Consider the following 16,436-nt stretch of genomic DNA (forward strand, 5'->3'; position numbering starts at 1 on the left):
GCCGTAGTGCCGGCCGCTGGCCGGCTCCAGGCGGTGTTCGGACATTCGGAAGAGCCGGCCAGCGGCCGGCACTACGGAACCCCGCTTCGGCGGGGTTCTGTGCTTATAACCATGACCTTGCGCCCATGTGCGTGGCGGGCAGGCTGCTAAGCTCGAAGGCTTACGCCCTGTTGCCCCGGAGTCCGTCCCATGCGTCGCCGCGTTCTTGCCATCGCATCTTCCCTTGCCCTGCTGGCCGCCCCGGCGTTCGCCGCGACCGGCACCACCACCCTGCCCCCGAAGTCGCTGGCCACCGCCGCCGAGCTGCGCGAGCAGGCCCTGAAGGACGACACCGGCTGGAAGGTGGTGGAGTCGCTGACCACCGAGATCGGTCCGCGCATCGCCGGCAGCGAAGCCGACGCCCGCGCCGTGGCCTGGGCCGAAGCCAAGTTCAAGGCACTGGGCTTCGACAAGGTGTGGAAAGAACCAGTGACCTTCCCGAAGTGGGAGCGCCGGAGTGAACATGCCTCGGTGACCGGCAAGCATGCGCAGCCGCTTTCGATCACTGCACTGGGCGGCAGCCCGGGCGGCACGGTCGAGGCCGAGGTGGTGCGCTTTGCCGACCTGGCCGCGCTGCAGGCCGCGCCGGAAGGTTCGCTGAAGGGCAAGATCGCGTTCGTCGATTACCAGATGACCGCCTACCGCGACGGCCGCGATTACGGCAACGGCGGCGCGGTGCGCAGCAAGGGCCCGTCCGAGGCGATCCGCAAGGGTGCGGTGGGCTTCGTGATGCGCTCGGCAGGTACCGACTCGCACCGCGTGCCGCATACCGGCATCACCCGTTTCGATGACGGCCTGACCCCGGTGCCGTCGGCGGCCCTGTCGGTGCCGGACGCCAACCAGCTGGCGCGCCTGGTCGCGCTGGGCCCGACCACGGTGAAGCTCAGCCTGGATTGCGGCTGGGACGGCACCGCGACGTCGTACAACGTGATCGGCGAGATCACCGGGCGCAGCCTGCCGAAGGAAGTGGTGGTGATCGGCGGCCACCTCGATTCGTGGGACCTGGGCACCGGCGCGATCGATGATGGCGCGGGCGTGGCCCTGACCATGGCCGCCGGCCACCTGATCGGCCAGCTCAAGCAGGCGCCGAAGCGCAGCATCCGTGTGGTGGCGTTCGCCAACGAAGAACAGGGCCTGTACGGCGGTAAGGCGTACGCCGAAGCGCACGCCAAGGACATCGCGCTGCACCAGCTGGCCGCCGAGAGCGACTTCGGTGCGGGCCGCATCTATGCGTTCAACACCGGCTCGCCGAATCCGGAAGGTTCGCGCGAGGCGACCCGCCAGATCGCCGAAGTGCTCAAGCCGCTGGGCATCGAGTACAACGCCGACAAGGGCGGCCCGGGTCCGGATATCGGCCCACTGGCGGCCAAGGGCGGCGCGTGGGCGTGGCTGGCGCAGGACGGGACCGACTACTTCAACCTGCACCACACCGCCGACGATACGCTGGACAAGATCGAGCCGGCCGCGCTGGCGCAGAACGTGGCCGCGTATACGGTGTTTGCGTACCTGGCGGCTGAGGCTGATGGCAACTTCGGCAGCGAAGCGAAAGCGACCACGCCGCCGAACGAATGAGGGTGAAGGCGCAGAGCGGATCTTCGATCCGCTCTGCGCAGCCGGGCAGAGCCCGGCTCTACCGGGCGCCCACCCATACCGTGCAGCTCGGCACGGTGCGCGGGTCAGGACGGAAGACGGGATCCTGACCCTTGCCGCGCGAGGCCTCGTAGTCGCGCAACGCCGCAAACGCCGGCTTCTGCAGCAGCAGCAACGCGATCACGTTGAGCCAGGTCATCAGGCCGACGCCGATGTCGCCCAGCGACCACGCCACCTCGGCGGTGTTCAACGCCGAATACAGCATGGCGCCGATGAAGCCGCAGCGGAACAACGCCATCACCACCGGCGAGTGCCGGTTGCGCACCATGTACACCACGTTGGTTTCAGCGGTGTAGTACAGCGCGAGGATGGTGGTGAAGGCGAACGGGATGATCGCCAGCGCGATGAACGAGCGGCCGAAGCCGGGCAACGCCGATTCCACCGCCTGCTGCACGAAGCGCGGCCCCGCTTCCAGCCCGGGCACGTTGGCGACCATCAACTGCGAGGGCAGCGACGGGTCGTACACGTTGTACGCGCCGGTGGAGAGGATCAGGAACGCAGTGGCGCTGCACACCACCATGGTGTCGATGTACACCGAGCACGCCTGCACCAGGCCCTGCTTGACCGGGTGCGAGACTTCGGCGGCGGCGGCCGGATGCGCACCGCTGCCCATGCCGGCTTCATTGCTCATCACGCCACGGCGCACGCCCCACTGGATGGCGGTACCGATCATGGCGCCGAACGCGGCGTCCTGGCCGAATGCGCTGCGCAGGATGATGCTGAACATTTCCGGCACCGCGTCCAGGTTCAGCGCCATCACCACCGCCGCCACCAGCAGGTAGCCCACTGCCATGAACGGCACGATCACCTGTGCCACCTGCGCGATGCGGCGCACGCCACCGAAGATCACCATGGCCACCACGGTGCCGATGCAGGCCGCGGTGATCCAGCCGGGCACCGCCCAGGCTTCATCCAGCGCGCTGACGATGGCGTTGGACTGGGTACCCGGCAGCAGCATGCCGCAGCCGATCACCGTGCTGATCGCAAACAGCACCGCGTACCAGCGTTTGCCCAGGCCTTTTTCGATGTAGTACGCCGGCCCGCCACGGTACATGCCCTTGCTGTCGCGCTGCTTGTAGATCTGCGCGAGCGTGGACTCCACGAACGCACTGGACGCGCCGAGGAACGCCACGATCCACATCCAGAAGATCGCGCCGGGACCGCCATAGGCAATCGCCATGGCGACGCCGGCGATGTTGCCGACGCCGACGCGGCTGGACAGCGACAGGCTCAGCGCCTGGAACGAGGACACCCCCGCTGCCGAGCTGCGACCCTGGAACATGAGCTTGAGCATTTCCGGCAGGCCGCGCAGCTGGATGAAGCGGGTGCGCACGCTGAAGTACAACCCGACCAGCAGGCACAGGCCGACCAGCGCCGGACTCCAGACGATGCCCAGCAGCTGGGCCACGGTCTTTTCAAGGGTCATATCGAACATGGCTCACTCCCTGGCAGCGCGCGCATCAGAAGAACATGCCCAACGCGATCTGCGGATTGATGTAACTGCCGGTATTGCGGCCGGCCACGGTGAACTCGACACCGGCGATCAGGCCGACGCTGGGGCTGAAGTGGTACTGCACGGCCGGCGCCAGAGTGAGGTTGCGGCTGCCGGGACGGCGCTCGTCGATGCGCAGCATGGCGCCGTCGGCGTCGGCGGCGTAGCCGCTCAGGTGGCGGTCGCTCTGGCGGCTGACGGCGAACTCCATCACGCCGACCCACTTCGAATTGAAGCTGTACTCACCGGCGGCGGAGAGACCAATCAGCGAGCCGGGCGCGATGCTGCCGCGGAAGCCTTCGGGGGTGCCGTACACGCTGTGGTCGTTGATCGCCACGCGCGCCGGCGCGGGACTGGCACTGAGCTGGCCGCGCCAGCGCAGCGGACGGCCGTTGGGCAGCCACACCACCTGCTGCATGCCCAGCCCGAAGGTGGTGCGCTGCACGCCGTCGCCCTGGGCGTTGAGCGGGTTGCCGTCGATGCGGTCGTAGCTGCCGGTGGCGTAGCGCTGGCTCAGCGACACCGAAATGGCCGGGCGGGTGCCGTCGGCGTTCGGCGCCTGCAGCAGGTACTGGACCATGGCGGTGGTGTCGCCGGCGCGGAAGCCACGGCTGCGTTCACTGCCGGTCTCGGCACGCGAGGCGCTCAGGTTGACCTGCGCGGTGACGCGCTGGCCCAGGCCGTAGGCGATCGGGACCACGGTCAGCCAGGCGCTGCTGCGGCCATCGCTGTCATGGCGGCGACCGTCGCCGTCGAAGTGGCTGTCGCTGTTGATCCGGATCAGGTACGGCTCGACGAACGCATGGCCCTTGGGCATGCCGGCCGGGTTGGGGGTGATCAGCGGGCCCATGAAGTTGACGCCGTCCAGCGTGCGCTCGTTGGCGGACGCAACGGCGGGCAGGCACAGGCCGGCGATCAGGGCGAAAGAAACAGGGCGCAGGGCACGCAGCGGGAAGAGCGTCATGGATTGCCTCCGGGGTGACAGGGGTGGTGCGGCAGGCCTATCCGCCGCACCGGCAATCTGCACAGGAAGCAATCTCGGAAAAATCGGTAAATCACGCGAATATCGCGTTCTGTGCGCGAGCGCACGCACGAAAGTGTTCATCACGCCAACGGCTCTTTCGCGCCCGCCGGGCATGCCGGAACCGCTACAGAATTTCCATCGAAAGCGGCACGAAGCGACGCAGCTGAAGGGGTGTTGAAATCGCGACGGCCAGAGCGGCGATGTCGCATTCGGCTGTCGCGATTGCGACAGCAAAAAAAAGCCCGGCCAGAGGGCCGGGCTACCGGGATTCGTCACACCCCACGCGGTGAGCGCCACGGACAGACCGTGATCCGGACAACGGCGCCGCACTGGGTGGGTGTCTCTCCTCACCTACGCAAATGCAGTGCCGCTCTTCACTGTGACGCAGCGCGAACGCTACGCACCATCCGAAAAATCCGAATCCGTTGTAAGCGCGACTTCATTGGAGAAGTCGATCACATCGCGTGGGGCAGCGCGCGATTGCGTTACCCCGAATTACCGTTGCGCATACCAGTGCGACAACAACACCGCCGTTGCCGACGCAACGTTCAGACTTTCCACCGCACCGCTGCCCGGGATGGAGACCTGCATGTCGCAGGTCTGCGCCAACGCGCGGTCCATGCCCTCGCCTTCGGCGCCCATCACGTACACCAGCCGCTCCGGCAGGGTGGCCTTGAACAGGTTGTCGCCACCTTCCACGAGCGTGGCTGCCAGGCCAAAGCCGCCCGCGCGCAGTTCGTCCATCGCCTGTGGCAACGCGGGCAGGCGCACCAACGGCACCGCTTCGGCACCGCCTTCGGCCACGCGTGCTGCCGCGCCGGACAGCGCCAGCGTGGAATCGGGCGGCAGCAGCAGGCCGGCCACGCCGAAGTGCGCGGCCGAACGCAGGATCGCGCCGAAGTTGTGCGGGTTGCCCACGCCGTCCAGCCACAGCGCCAGCACCGGCTTGCCGCTGGGAAGATCAGCCATCCACTCGGCCAGCGACAGCATCGGCGCGCGCAGCACGTCGGCGACCACGCCTTCATGGTGGGTGGTGGCGGCGAGCTTGTTGAGGTCGCCCTCCTCCACCACGCGGTAACCCACGCGGTTGGCCACGCACCACTTCAGCAGCGGCTGCAGGCGCGGGATCAGCGCTTCGGCCAGGTACAGCTTGCGCAGTGCCTGCGGCCGACGTTCGAACAGGGCCTGCACGGCGTTCCAGCCGTACAGGCGCAGCTCGTCATTGCCGCGCCCCGGCGGTGGCGGGGTGCCGCCTTCGCGCGGCGGCAGCGGGGTGGCCCGCGGCGGTCGCGACGACGGACGGCGGGCGTTCTTCCAGGGATCATTCACTACGGGACGGCTCCAGCTTGCGTTGACGCCAGAAATCGGCGTTCTTGATGCCCAGGGCATCGGGGTCGAAGGTCGGGTCGAGGCCGAGCTTCTTCTGGCGCTCGTAATCGCGCAATGCGATCAGCGCCGGCTTCTGCACGATCAGGATCGCGACGATGTTCAACCAGGCCATCAGGCCGACGCCGATGTCACCGAGCGCCCACGCCATCTTGGCGTTGTGGAAGGCGCCGAAGATCACCATGCCGATGATGCCCAGGCGCAGCGCCAGCACGGTCAGCGGGCGCTTGCGGTTGTGGTTGATGTAGCTGAGGTTCGTTTCGGCCATGTAGTAATAGGCCATGATGGTGGTGAAGGCGAAGAAGAAGATCGCGATCGCCACGAAGCCCGAGCCCCAGCCCGGCAGCACGGTTTCCACCGCGGCCTGTGCGTAGCCCGCACCTTCGGCCACGCCGGCCAGGCCGGCAAACACCGGTTCGGCACCGGGCACCGGCGAGTACACGTTGTAGGTGCCGGCGGCCAGGATCAGGAACGCGGTAGCGGTGCACACCATCATGGTGTCGAAGTAGATGGCGAAAGCCTGCACGTAACCCTGCTTGGCCGGGTGCGAAACTTCCGAGGCGGCCGCCGCATGCGGGCCGGTACCCTGGCCGGCTTCGTTGGCGTAGATGCCGCGCTTGACGCCCCACTCCACCGCCAGGCCCATCATGGCGCCGAACGCAGCGTGCGCACCGAAGGCGCTGCTGAACACGGTGCGGAACATGTCCGGCACGCGGTCGTAATTGAGGATCATGATGACGATGGCCATCAGGATGAAGCCGGCGGCCATGAACGGCACCACGACTTCAGCGAAGTTGGCGATGCGCTTGACGCCGCCGAAGATCACCACGCCCAGCAGCAGGGCGACCACGATGCCGATGCCGAGCTTGAGGGCCTGCACCGACTCCATGCCCATGAACTGGCCGTCCAGCGGTCCGCACAGGGCGCCGCCACGGCAGGCGTTGATGATGCTGTCGGCGATGGCATTGGCCTGCACGCCGGGCATCAGGAACCCGGCGGCAACGATCGTGGCCATGGCGAAAGCGAGCGCGTACCACTTCAGGCCCATGGCCTTTTCGATGTAATACGCCGGGCCGCCACGGTAGCGCCCTTCGGCGTCCTTGGTCTTGTAGATCTGCGCCAGGGTGCATTCCACGTACGAGGTGGAGGCACCGAGGAAGCCCATCACCCACATCCAGAAGATGGCACCGGGACCGCCGAAGGCGATGGCGGTGGCCACGCCGGCGATGTTGCCGATACCCATGCGGCCGGCCATGGACATGGCCAGGGCCTGGAACGAGGACACACCGGCGTCTGACTTTTCGCCCTGCACGGTGAGCCGGCACATTTCGAAGAAGCCGCGCAGCTGCATGAAGCGCGTGCGCACACTGAAGAACAGGCCTGCAGCCAGGCACAGGAAAATCAGCGCCTTGCTCCAGATGATGCCATTGATGAACTCAACCACTGATTCCACGCGCTCTCTCCAGTCGGCGGAAAATGAAGGACGTCCCGTCGGCTGGAAGGGACCGGTCGATTCTCCATGATCGAGGCCCGGGCCGATAGGGGCGCAGGGCGGCCGGGCAGAGCCCGGCGCTACGGCAGCCGGTCGCGCACCAACGCAAACCGCCGCAGGTCATGCAGCTGGCCCCGCTTGAACACCGCCGCGCGGGCGGTGCCCTCTTCCCTGAACCCGTTGGCCAGGAGCACCCGGGCCGAGCCCTCGTTGAAATCCAGCACTTCGGCCTGCAGCCTGAACAGGCGCAGCTCGTCCATCACCCACGGCGCGAACAGGGCCACCACCCGGCTCATCCAGCCCTGCCCCCAGTACGCCTGGCCCAGCCAGTAGCCGAGCTCGGCGGTATGCGCGCGCTCGGCCACGCCCGGCTGCGCGCCGATGCTGCCGCAGGCGGCGCCGTCGATCTCGATGGCCAGGTTGAGGGTGCCCGGGGTGAGGATGCGGCCGCCCAGGAAGGCTTCGCCGTCCTCGCGGGTGTACGGGAACGGGAAGCGGTCGCGCAGGCCGCGCGAGACCGCTTCGTCGTTGGCGTGCCGCAGCAGCGCGTCCAGATCGTCGCTGCGCCAGGGGCGCAGGACGAAGCCGGGACCGTGCAGCTGCGGCGCGTGGTCAGGCATGGCCGCCTACAGATGGGGTTTCCGATTCCTGCTGCTCCAGCTCACGCGCCACCGCTTCCGGCGAACGGGTGTACGGAGCGAGCAGCGCGTAGAACGCCGGGACGACGAACAGCGAGAGGAAGGTGGAGACGGTGACGCCGAAGATCACCACGATGCCGATGGTGCCGCGGCTGGCCGAACCGGGGCCGCCGGCGACCACCAGCGGGATCGCGCCGACCACGGTGGCGATGGAGGTCATCAGGATCGGGCGCAGGCGCACCATGCACGACTCGACGATGGCGCGGTGCACGTCGCGGCCTTCGTCGCGCAGCTGGTTGGCGAACTCGACGATCAGGATGCCGTTCTTCGCGGCGAGACCGACCAGCATGACGATGCCGATCTGACTGAACAGGTTGATGGTGCCCCCGCTCACGTACAGGCCGAGCAATGCGCCGAGCACGCCCAGCGGCACGGTGAGCATGATCACCAGCGGGTGGATGAAGCTTTCGAACTGCGCCGCCAGCACCAGGTACACCACCAGCAGCGCCATCGCGAAGGTCAGCAGCACCGCGCTGCCGGCGTTCTGGTATTCGCGGGATTCGCCCTTCCAGTCGATCTGCGCGTGCTGCGGCAGCTCTTCGCGGGCGGTCTGCTGGGCCCAGGCTATGGCTTCGCCGAGCGGGTAGCCCGGGGCCAGGCCGGCGCTGATGGTGATCGAGCGCAGGCGGTTGAAGCGGTTGAGGTTGCCCGCTTCGGCCACTTCGCTGAGCGTGACCAGGTTGGACAGCGGCACCAGTTCGCCACTGCTGGCGCGCACGCGGATGGCGGCGAGGTCGTCCGGGCTGGCGCGGCCTTCGCGACCGGCCTGGACCAGCACGTCGTACTCTTCGCCGTTGTCGACGAAGGTGGTGACGCGGCGGGAACCCATCATGGTTTCCAACGCCGAACCAATCGCGGTGACCGAGACGCCGAGGTCGGCCGCACGCTGGCGGTCGATGTTCACGCGCATCTGCGGGCGGGTTTCCTTATAGTCCGAATCAGGACCGACCAGGCCCGGGTTGTCGGCCATGCGCGCAAGCATGCGGTCGCGCCACTGCGCGATCTCGGCGTACTCGGGACCGCCCAGCACGATCTGGAACGGCTGGCCGCCACTGCGGACCAGGCCGCCACCGACCTGGGTGCGCACGCGCACGCCACGGATGCCGTCCAGGCTCTTCTGCAGTTCGGCGGCGACTTCCGGGGTGTCGGTGGTGCGTTCGCGCCACGGCTGCAGGAACACGCTGATGCGGCCGGTGTGCATTTCTTCGCTGGCACCGAAGCCGCCGGGCACGCGCGGGTTGGCGCGCACGATGGGTTTGTCGTCGCCGACGAACCCGGCCACGATCTTTTCCACTTCCTGCACCTGGCCGACGGTGTAGTCGTAGCCGGCGCCCTCCGGGCCGTCGATCATGATCTGGAACGAGCCTCGGTCTTCGGCCGGGGCCAGTTCGGAGGGCAGCACCTTGAGCAGCAGCGCGCTGGCAGCCAGCGACAGCACCATCACCGCGACATAGACCCAGATCTTGCCGACGTGGGCGTCGAGCACGCGACCGTAGGAAGCCGAGACGCGGTCCAGGTTGCGGTTGATCAGTCCGTGCAGGCCCTTGGGCGCCTGGCCGGTGTGCGGCTTGAGCAGCTTGGAGGCCATCATCGGGGTGAGGGTCAGCGAGACGAACGCCGACAGCGCCACGGCAGATGCCAGCGCGACCGCCAGTTCGCGGAACAGGCGCCCGGTGTTGCCTTCCAGGAAGCCTACCGGCAGGAACACGGCGACCAATACGGCGGTGGTGGCGATGACCGCGAAGGCCACCTGCGCGGTACCGCGCTTGGAGGCGACCAGCGGGGGTTCGCCGAGGTCGATGCGCCGTTGGACGTTTTCGACCACGACGATGGCGTCGTCGACCACCAGGCCGATACACAGCACCAGCGCCAGCAGGGTGAGCAGGTTGATCGAGAAGCCGAAGGCGTACAGCGCGATGAAGGCGGCGACCAGGCAGACCGGGACGGTCACGGCGGGAATCAGCGCGGCGCGGAAACTGCCGAGGAACAGCCAGATCACCACCAGCACCAGCAGCATCGCTTCCACCAGGGTGGCGTAGACGCGGTCGACGGCGGCTTCGATGAAGGTGGTGTTGTCAAAGGCGACGAAGATGTGGGTGCCTTCGGGCAGGGTCTGCCCTACCCGCTCGGCTTCGGCGCGCGCGGTGCGGGCCACGTCCAGCGAGTTGGCGGTGGAGGTCTTGACGATGCCCAGGCCGATGCCGGGTTCGCCGTTGCTGCGGTAATAGGCGCGGCGCTCGGACGAGGCGAGTTCGATCTTGGCCACGTCGCCCATGCGCACGACGTAGCCGTCGCTGCCCTTGCCGAGCGGGATGGTGGCGAAGTCTTCGGGCTTCACGTAATTGCGCTCGACGCGCAGGGTGAAGTCGCGGTCGGCCGATTCGATGCGGCCGGCCGGCAGTTCGACGTTCTCGTTGCGCAGCGCGGTTTCGACGTCGCCGACGGTGAGGCCGCGCGCGGCGAGCTGGTCGCGGTCGAGCCAGATGCGCATGGCGTAGCGCTGGCGGCCACCGATGCGGACCTGGGCGACGCCGTCGAGGCTGGAGAAGCGGTCGACCACGTAGCGGTCGGCGTAGTCGCTCAGCTCCAGCGTGTTCATGCTGGAGCTGGTCATGTTGAACCAGATGATCGGGTCGGCGTCGCTCTCGACCTTGGCGATTTCCGGCGGGCGTGCCTCTTCGGGCATGCGGTCGGCGACGCGGCTGACGGCGTCGCGGACGTCGTTGGCGGCGGCTTCGATGTCGCGGTTGGAGGTGAACTCGATGCTGACCTGCGAGCGCCCGTTGGAGCTGCGCGCGTTGATGGTGTCGATGCCTTCGATGCCGGCCAGGGCATCTTCGAGCACCTGGGTGATGCGGCTTTCGATGACGGCGGCGGAGGCGCCGGTGTAGTCGACCGAGACCGAGACGATCGGCGGGTCGATGGCGGGCAGTTCGCGCAGGGTCAGGCGGGTGAACGACATGATGCCGAGCACCACCAGCAGCAGGCTCATCACCACGGCGAACACCGGCCGCTGGATGGAGATGTTGGAGAGTTTCATCCGGCGGTGCCCGTGCTGGCCGCCGGTGCGGCGGTGGCGCTGACCGGGCTGCGGACGGTGCCGGCCGGTGCCGGGTCGGTGGCCTTTTCAGCCGGTGCCGATGCCGGAGCGTCCGCAGGCGCGGCTGCCGGTGCGTTGCCTGGCGCAGGTGCGGCGCTGTCTTCGACCTTCAGGCCGGGACGCAGCTTGCCGGTGCCGTCGACGACGATACGCTCGCCGGCCTTGAGGCCTTCGCGGATTTCGACGACGCCGGAGCGGCGCGCGCCGCTGACGACGTCGACGCGTTCGACGACGTGGTCGGGCTTGACGCGGTAGACAAAGGAGTCGCGACCGACCTGGACGACGGCGATTTCGGGAATGACCAGGGCCTGGCGTTCGGGACGGAACATGCGCACGTCGAGCAGCATGCCGGGACGCAGGGCGTGGTCGCTGTTGATGAAGTCGGCGCGGACGGTGACGGCGCGGGTGCCGGGGTCGACGCGGGTGTCGATGGTGGCCACTTCGCCTTCGAAGGTGCGGCCCGGGTAGGCAACGCTGGTTGCGCTGACCTTGTCGCCCTTGGCCAGCGAAGCGAGTTCGGCTTCGGGGACCTGGAAGTCGACGTGCATGCGTTCGATGTCGTCGAGGGTGGCGATGACGGTGGTGGGGGTGACCAGCGAGCCTTCGCTGACCTGGCGGATGCCGAGCACGCCGGCGAACGGTGCACGGACGCGGCGGTCGCCGATGTCGGACTGCATTTCGCGGACGCGGGCTTCGGCGGCGTCGCGGATGGCGCGCTGGGTGTCGAGGGTGGCGCTGGCGACGAGCTGCTGGGCGGCGAGCTCGCGCTGGCGCTTGTAGAGCTGGTCGGCTTCGGCAAAGGTGGCCTGGGCCTGGACCAGTGCGGCTTCCTGGGCCTGGCCACGCAGGGTGACCAGGGGGGTGCCGGCGGAGACCTGCTGGCCGCTTTCAAAATGGACGGCTTCGATGATTTCGCTGACCTTGGCGGTGACGGTCACCGATTCGCGGGCCTTGGCGGTACCGAGCGCCTGGAGGGTGTCGCTCCAGGCGGAGGTCTGGACGACCTGGGTGGTCACGGGGACGACTTCGGCCTGCCGGCGGGCGTTCTCGCCTTTGCCGCCGCCACACCCGGCCAGGATGACCAGGCCGAGGCCAGCTACGATGCGCGCGATGTTGCGTCCCGACATGAAAAACAACCCTTGATCTTTCTTGACCGGCAAGTGTAGCCACCGGGCCTGTCGGGTATATGTGCCAAGCGTTTACCGGACCCTTCACATCGGTGGGTGACATGCGCAACCCCTTTCGTGCTGGGGGTTTTCCGGTGTGTAACGGCGTGTGTCAGCGAGTGTCGGATTGCGTCGGAACAGAGCCGTGGACCGGAAGGGATGCCAGCCCGGTAGAGTCGGTTCCCAAACGACTGCCGATAGGGCCAATCGGCACGGTAACGCATGACCCCCGAGCGAAAAAGCGCCTCTGCGGTCCGGGGCCATGCGTCACCGTGCCGATCACCTTCCCGTGCGGTCGTTTGGGAAGCGACCCTACCAAAGCAGTGCCCCCTCATCGTTAGCGGTGCACCGTCCGTGGTGCACCGCCGTTGATCGCTGTCAGTAGGTGTAGTTCACCTTCATCCACAGCGTGCGGCCCGGTTCATTGATGCGTACCGGGTCTGCCGGGAAGCCGAAATCGGCGCTGCCGGCCAGGTTGAGGTGCTCGCTGTAAGCGCGGTCGAATAGGTTGTCGATTCCGGCGCTGAGTTTGAGCGCGTCGTTGAAGCGGTAGGCTGCATTCAATGCGAACGTGGCGAAGCCGGCGCTGGGGCCGAGGTCGCGGGCGACGACGTTGCCCTCGCCTTCCGCCACGCGGTGCTGGTGGGCGACCGCGCGCAGCAGTGCACCGGCGCTCCAGCGCTGGCCTTCCCAGCCGCCGCTCAGGCGCGCTTCCAGGGGCGGCATCTGCGGCAGCGGGGCGCCGTCGCTGCGGTTTTCGCCCCAGGCGTAGGCCAGGGTGCCGCCGAGCTTCCAGCCCTGGCCGAGCGCGAATTCGGCACCGGCTTCGGCGCCGGCGATGCGTGCGTCGACGTTGCTGGCCTGGGTGGTGCTGCCCATCATGCCGCCGTCGCGGTAGGTGAACAGGATGTAGTCCTGGATGCGCCCGGCGTAGGCGGACACCCAGGCATTCATGCGCGCGTCGCGGTACTGCAGGCCGATGTCGAGCTGGGTGGTCTTTTCAGGCTGCACGGCGCTGAAGGCGTTGATGCTGCCGGTCGGTCCCATGTCCGGGGAGAACAGCTCCCAGTAGTCGGGCATGCGCTCGCTGTGGCCGAGGCCGGCATACGTGGTGAGCGCGCTGCTGACATCACGCTCGAATCGCAGGAAGCCGCTGCCCAGGTTTTCGCGGCGGGTCTGGCCGGCGGTGGGGTTGGGCATCGGCATCATGCCCATGCCGCTGGTAGCGCGTTCGTCGGTGACCTCGGCGCGGTCGATGCGCAGGCCACCTACCCAGCGCTGCCGGGTGCCTTCGCCCAGGGTGATTTCGGTGAACACGCCGCGGTTCTGCTGGCGGGCGTCGGTGGACCAGGGCGTCAGCTTGTAGGTGTTGCGGCCCATGCCGTTGCGGCTGCGGTGGCGGCTGTCCAGCGTGTCGATACCTGCAACGATGGCGATGTCCTGCCAGCGCCATTCGGAGGCGATGCGGCCGCCGGTGGTGCGGCGATCCACGTTCGAGGCCATCGGCATCGGCATGCTGCTGTCCGGGTTCGGGTCGCGCAGGGTGTAGTTGTCCATGACGTGGTCGGCGTCGTTGTAGTAGACGTTGGCCTGCAGCTTGTCCCACGCACCCGGCAGGTTGTCGCGCTCGAAGCGCGCGGCGTAGCTGGTGCGCTTGAAGGCGGCGCCGTCCATGCCGCGACCGGCGTAGCGCGCCATGGCGTCGCCGGTTCCGGCGGAGAGTTCCAGCACGGTGTCGGCGTCCGGGGTCCAGCCGACGGCGACGTCGCTGTTCCACTTGCGCCACTTGGAGGGGACCACGTCGCCGTTGCCGTCCTTGTAGTCGTCGGCTTCGGAGCGGTTGCCGTTGACCCGCACGTAGCCCTGCGATGCGCCGGCGGTGAGGTCGAGCACCTGGTCGTTGCGGTTGCGCGAGCCGACCAGCGCGCTGGCGTCGAGGTCGATGCCGGGCGCGTCGAAGCGCGGGGTGTCGCGTTCGAATCGCACGGTGCCGGCCGAGGCACCTGCGCCCCAGCGCACGCTCTGCGGGCCCTTGATGATGGTGAGGCGGTCGAAGGTTTCCGGTGCGATGTAGGACAGCGGGTTGTCCATGCGCGAGGGACAGGCGCCGATCAGGTTGCCTTCGTTGCTGACGATGTTCAGGCGCGAACCGAACATGCCGCGCAGTACCGGGTCGCCGTTGGTGCCACCGTTGCGGATGGCGGCGAAGCCGGGCACGGTCTTGAGGTAGTCGGCACCGTCGCTGGCCGGGACCGGCTGGCGCGGCAGGCGCGGGTCGGTGACCCAGTGCAGCGGCGAGGACGGCGCGCTGGCGGTGACCACCATCGTGTCGAGGGTGCGGGCATCGTCGCGCTCGGCGGCGTGCAGGGGCAGCGCGGCCAGCGCCAGGGACAGGGAAACAGACAGGCGCGTCACTGCGCCCGCGCTGCGGGAAACAAGGATCATGTTGGAACTCCGGAAAACGCACAGGCGCACGGCGCCTTCAAGGCGTCGCGCGGCAGGAAAAACGAGGGCGGTTTCAGGCGTAGAGCGGGGGGCCACGCGCGGCGTGGGCAGGCCAGCGCAGGCTGCGCGGGGTGGCGACGGTGCGGGGCACCGCCGGGGCAGACAGCTGCAGCGCGTGCAGCAACACGAACAGCACGGCCAGCCACGGCATCAGCCGCGAGGCCATCATGCAGTATTCGCAGGCCTCGCCATGCCCGGCATGGGGGTCGATAGACGGGCTGGGCGCAGGATCGTTGGAGGCAGCGCGCGGTGCCGACATGTCGTGCGTCGACATGTCGTGCATGGCCATGTCGTGGTGGCCCATGGCGTGATGATCCATCGCGGGCGCCGGCTCCTCAGCGACAATCGCGGCGGCCATCACGTGCGCCATGCCGCCAGGCATCAGCATCACCTGCGGGCCCTGCGCCTGCTGCCAGCGGCTGACCAGCGGCGCCAACGCCATCAACAGCGTCGCCACGAAGGCGAGCTGGAGCAAGGCGGCGTAAGGGGCGCGGCGGCGGTTCACGGCGCCATGATAGCGCCCGGCATTCGCGGGGGCCTCAGTATTTCGTGCGACCAACCGTCGCAGCGAACCGGGCGGTGGTTGGTTTATCCGGATCCCAATGGGCCCGTAGCAATTCGTAGGGTCCGACCCCGGTCGGACACCGCGCGCCGCGCGGCCCAAGGATCCGGAGCACGGGACGCATTCGGTCGTGGCCATGCATCCGGGTGTACAACCCAACCGAAATCATCCATCCGATCTCATGAACGCTCGAACGAAGAGCCGCCGGGCAGAGCCCGGCGCTACGCCAGCGGGCTCAAACCGTAATCGTCTGCGTCAACGACTCCCACGTCGGCGGTACCGGCCAATCCGCTTCCTGGTTTCCATCAATCACCCGCCTCAAATCCCGGGTGTCGATCTGCGGGGCCAGCACATGCACCAGCTCCAGCGCGTAATCGCGCAGCACGCGGTCGCGCGGCAGCACCGCCCAGGCGATGCATTCGTCGATAGGCGCCGGGGCCGGCCACGAACGCAGGTCTTCATCCCCCGCATTCACTGCCATTTCCGCCAGCAGTCCCACGCCCAGGCCGGTACGCACGTAGGTCTTGATCAGGTCCGCGTCCAGCGCGGTCAGGGCGATGTCCGGGGTCAGTCCGGAGGCGGCAAAGGCGCGCTGCAGCGAGGAGCTGCCGCGGGTGGAGGATTCGTAGCTGATCAGCGGCTGGGTCGACAGCGCCTGCAGGTCCGGCGCCGCGCCCGGGCGGTCCAGCGCGTGCCCGCGCGGCACCAGCACCAGCCGCCGCCAGCGATACAGCGGAATGGCGATGCCGGCGGTGGGCTCGGCGCCGGCGGTGCTGATGATGGCAATGTCCGCGTCGCCCTGGCTGAGCAGGTCCAGCGCGTCGCTTTCGGCGGCCTGCTGCAGGTGCACGCTGACCTGCGGGTAGGCCTGCTTGATGCGCGCCACCGCCGGCGGCAGCACGAAGCGCGCCTGGGTGTGGGTGGTGGTCAGGACCAGCTGGCCCTGGCTTTCGCGGCGCTGGTTGGCGGCGTAGGTGCGGATGTTGTTGGCTTCCGCCAGCACCGCGCGGGCGCGGCCGATCACCTCGACCCCGGCCGGGGTCACCGCCTCCAGGCTGCGGCCCTTGCGCACGAACAGCAGGAAGCCCAGTTCATCTTCCAGCTGCTTGAGCTGCTTGGACAGCCCCGGCTGGGTGGCGTGCACGCGCGACGCGGCCAGGGTGATGTTGAGCTCGGCGTCGGCAATGGCGACCAGGTAACGGAGTTGGGTCAGCGTCATGGGCGTGCGCACGGCAGGAAGGAAGGGGTCAGGCCGACTGTAAGGCAGTTGCCGTCACCAGCTTATAACCAAACGTTGTTTAAGAAGGTAATCAGGTGATTTC

General features: G+C 68.1%; 11 protein-coding genes. 1 reads left to right on the forward strand and 10 read right to left on the reverse strand.

Going from position 1 to position 16,436, the window contains the following annotated elements; all coding sequences use genetic code 11:
• Nucleotides 1–189 precede the first annotated feature (189 nt).
• Entirely contained in the window at nt 190–1,611 is a 1,422-nt protein-coding gene (locus HGB51_RS06850) for a M28 family peptidase (protein WP_171966767.1), read from the forward strand.
• 58 nt (nt 1,612–1,669) lie between these two features.
• On the opposite strand, the gene HGB51_RS06855 is transcribed toward HGB51_RS06850, so the two are convergent.
• The 10 genes from HGB51_RS06855 to HGB51_RS06900 all read right to left on the reverse strand — a co-directional run bounded on the left by HGB51_RS06855 (nt 1,670) and on the right by HGB51_RS06900 (nt 16,333).
• A complete protein-coding gene (locus tag HGB51_RS06855) occupies nt 1,670–3,115 on the reverse strand; it encodes an alanine/glycine:cation symporter family protein (protein ID WP_171966820.1) in 1,446 nt (481 codons plus the stop codon).
• Between the two features lie 34 nt (nt 3,116–3,149).
• On the reverse strand, nt 3,150–4,145 hold the full coding sequence (locus tag HGB51_RS06860) for a hypothetical protein (protein ID WP_070209043.1): 996 nt from the start codon (nt 4,143–4,145) through the stop codon (nt 3,150–3,152).
• Nucleotides 4,146–4,700: 555 nt separating this feature from the next.
• Entirely contained in the window at nt 4,701–5,534 is an 834-nt protein-coding gene (locus tag HGB51_RS06865; protein ID WP_070209042.1) for a TrmH family RNA methyltransferase, read from the reverse strand.
• Nucleotides 5,527–7,044, reverse strand: coding sequence for an alanine/glycine:cation symporter family protein (locus HGB51_RS06870; protein WP_070209041.1), 1,518 nt, complete (start codon nt 7,042–7,044; stop codon nt 5,527–5,529). The genes HGB51_RS06865 and HGB51_RS06870 overlap by 8 nt, the downstream gene beginning before the upstream one ends.
• 119 nt (nt 7,045–7,163) lie before the next feature.
• On the reverse strand, nt 7,164–7,703 hold the full coding sequence (locus tag HGB51_RS06875; protein WP_070209040.1) for a GNAT family N-acetyltransferase: 540 nt from the start codon (nt 7,701–7,703) through the stop codon (nt 7,164–7,166).
• Nucleotides 7,696–10,821: an efflux RND transporter permease subunit gene (locus HGB51_RS06880; RefSeq protein WP_070209039.1), complete on the reverse strand. Its 3,126-nt coding sequence runs from the start codon at nt 10,819–10,821 to the stop codon at nt 7,696–7,698. The genes HGB51_RS06875 and HGB51_RS06880 overlap by 8 nt, the downstream gene beginning before the upstream one ends.
• Complete coding sequence (locus tag HGB51_RS06885) at nt 10,818–12,008, reverse strand: efflux RND transporter periplasmic adaptor subunit (RefSeq protein WP_084739080.1); 1,191 nt, start codon at nt 12,006–12,008, stop codon at nt 10,818–10,820. Before HGB51_RS06885 ends, HGB51_RS06880 begins: the two co-directional genes overlap by 4 nt.
• 417 nt (nt 12,009–12,425) lie before the next feature.
• Nucleotides 12,426–14,492: a TonB-dependent copper receptor gene (locus tag HGB51_RS06890; RefSeq protein WP_070209038.1), complete on the reverse strand. Its 2,067-nt coding sequence runs from the start codon at nt 14,490–14,492 to the stop codon at nt 12,426–12,428.
• 73 nt (nt 14,493–14,565) lie between these two features.
• A complete protein-coding gene (locus HGB51_RS06895; protein ID WP_070209037.1) occupies nt 14,566–15,057 on the reverse strand; it encodes a DUF2946 family protein in 492 nt (163 codons plus the stop codon).
• 292 nt (nt 15,058–15,349) lie between these two features.
• Complete coding sequence (locus HGB51_RS06900) at nt 15,350–16,333, reverse strand: LysR family transcriptional regulator (protein ID WP_070209036.1); 984 nt, start codon at nt 16,331–16,333, stop codon at nt 15,350–15,352.
• Nucleotides 16,334–16,436 lie beyond the last annotated feature (103 nt).

It is taken from the genome of Stenotrophomonas bentonitica (assembly GCF_013185915.1).
Lineage (GTDB): Bacteria > Pseudomonadota > Gammaproteobacteria > Xanthomonadales > Xanthomonadaceae > Stenotrophomonas > Stenotrophomonas bentonitica.

What these genes read in the sequence shown, in the direction of transcription:
- HGB51_RS06850 (WP_171966767.1), top strand. Translation starts at nt 190, where the DNA reads ATGCGTCGCCGCGTTCTTGCCATCGCATCTTCCCTTGCCCTGCTGGCC.
- HGB51_RS06900 (WP_070209036.1), bottom strand. Translation starts at nt 16,333, where the DNA reads ATGACGCTGACCCAACTCCGTTACCTGGTCGCCATTGCCGACGCCGAG.
- HGB51_RS06860 (WP_070209043.1), bottom strand. Translation starts at nt 4,145, where the DNA reads ATGACGCTCTTCCCGCTGCGTGCCCTGCGCCCTGTTTCTTTCGCCCTG.
- HGB51_RS06855 (WP_171966820.1), bottom strand. Translation starts at nt 3,115, where the DNA reads ATGACCCTTGAAAAGACCGTGGCCCAGCTGCTGGGCATCGTCTGGAGT.
- HGB51_RS06875 (WP_070209040.1), bottom strand. Translation starts at nt 7,703, where the DNA reads ATGCCTGACCACGCGCCGCAGCTGCACGGTCCCGGCTTCGTCCTGCGC.
- HGB51_RS06885 (WP_084739080.1), bottom strand. Translation starts at nt 12,008, where the DNA reads ATGTCGGGACGCAACATCGCGCGCATCGTAGCTGGCCTCGGCCTGGTC.
- HGB51_RS06880 (WP_070209039.1), bottom strand. Translation starts at nt 10,821, where the DNA reads ATGAAACTCTCCAACATCTCCATCCAGCGGCCGGTGTTCGCCGTGGTG.
- HGB51_RS06890 (WP_070209038.1), bottom strand. Translation starts at nt 14,492, where the DNA reads ATGATCCTTGTTTCCCGCAGCGCGGGCGCAGTGACGCGCCTGTCTGTT.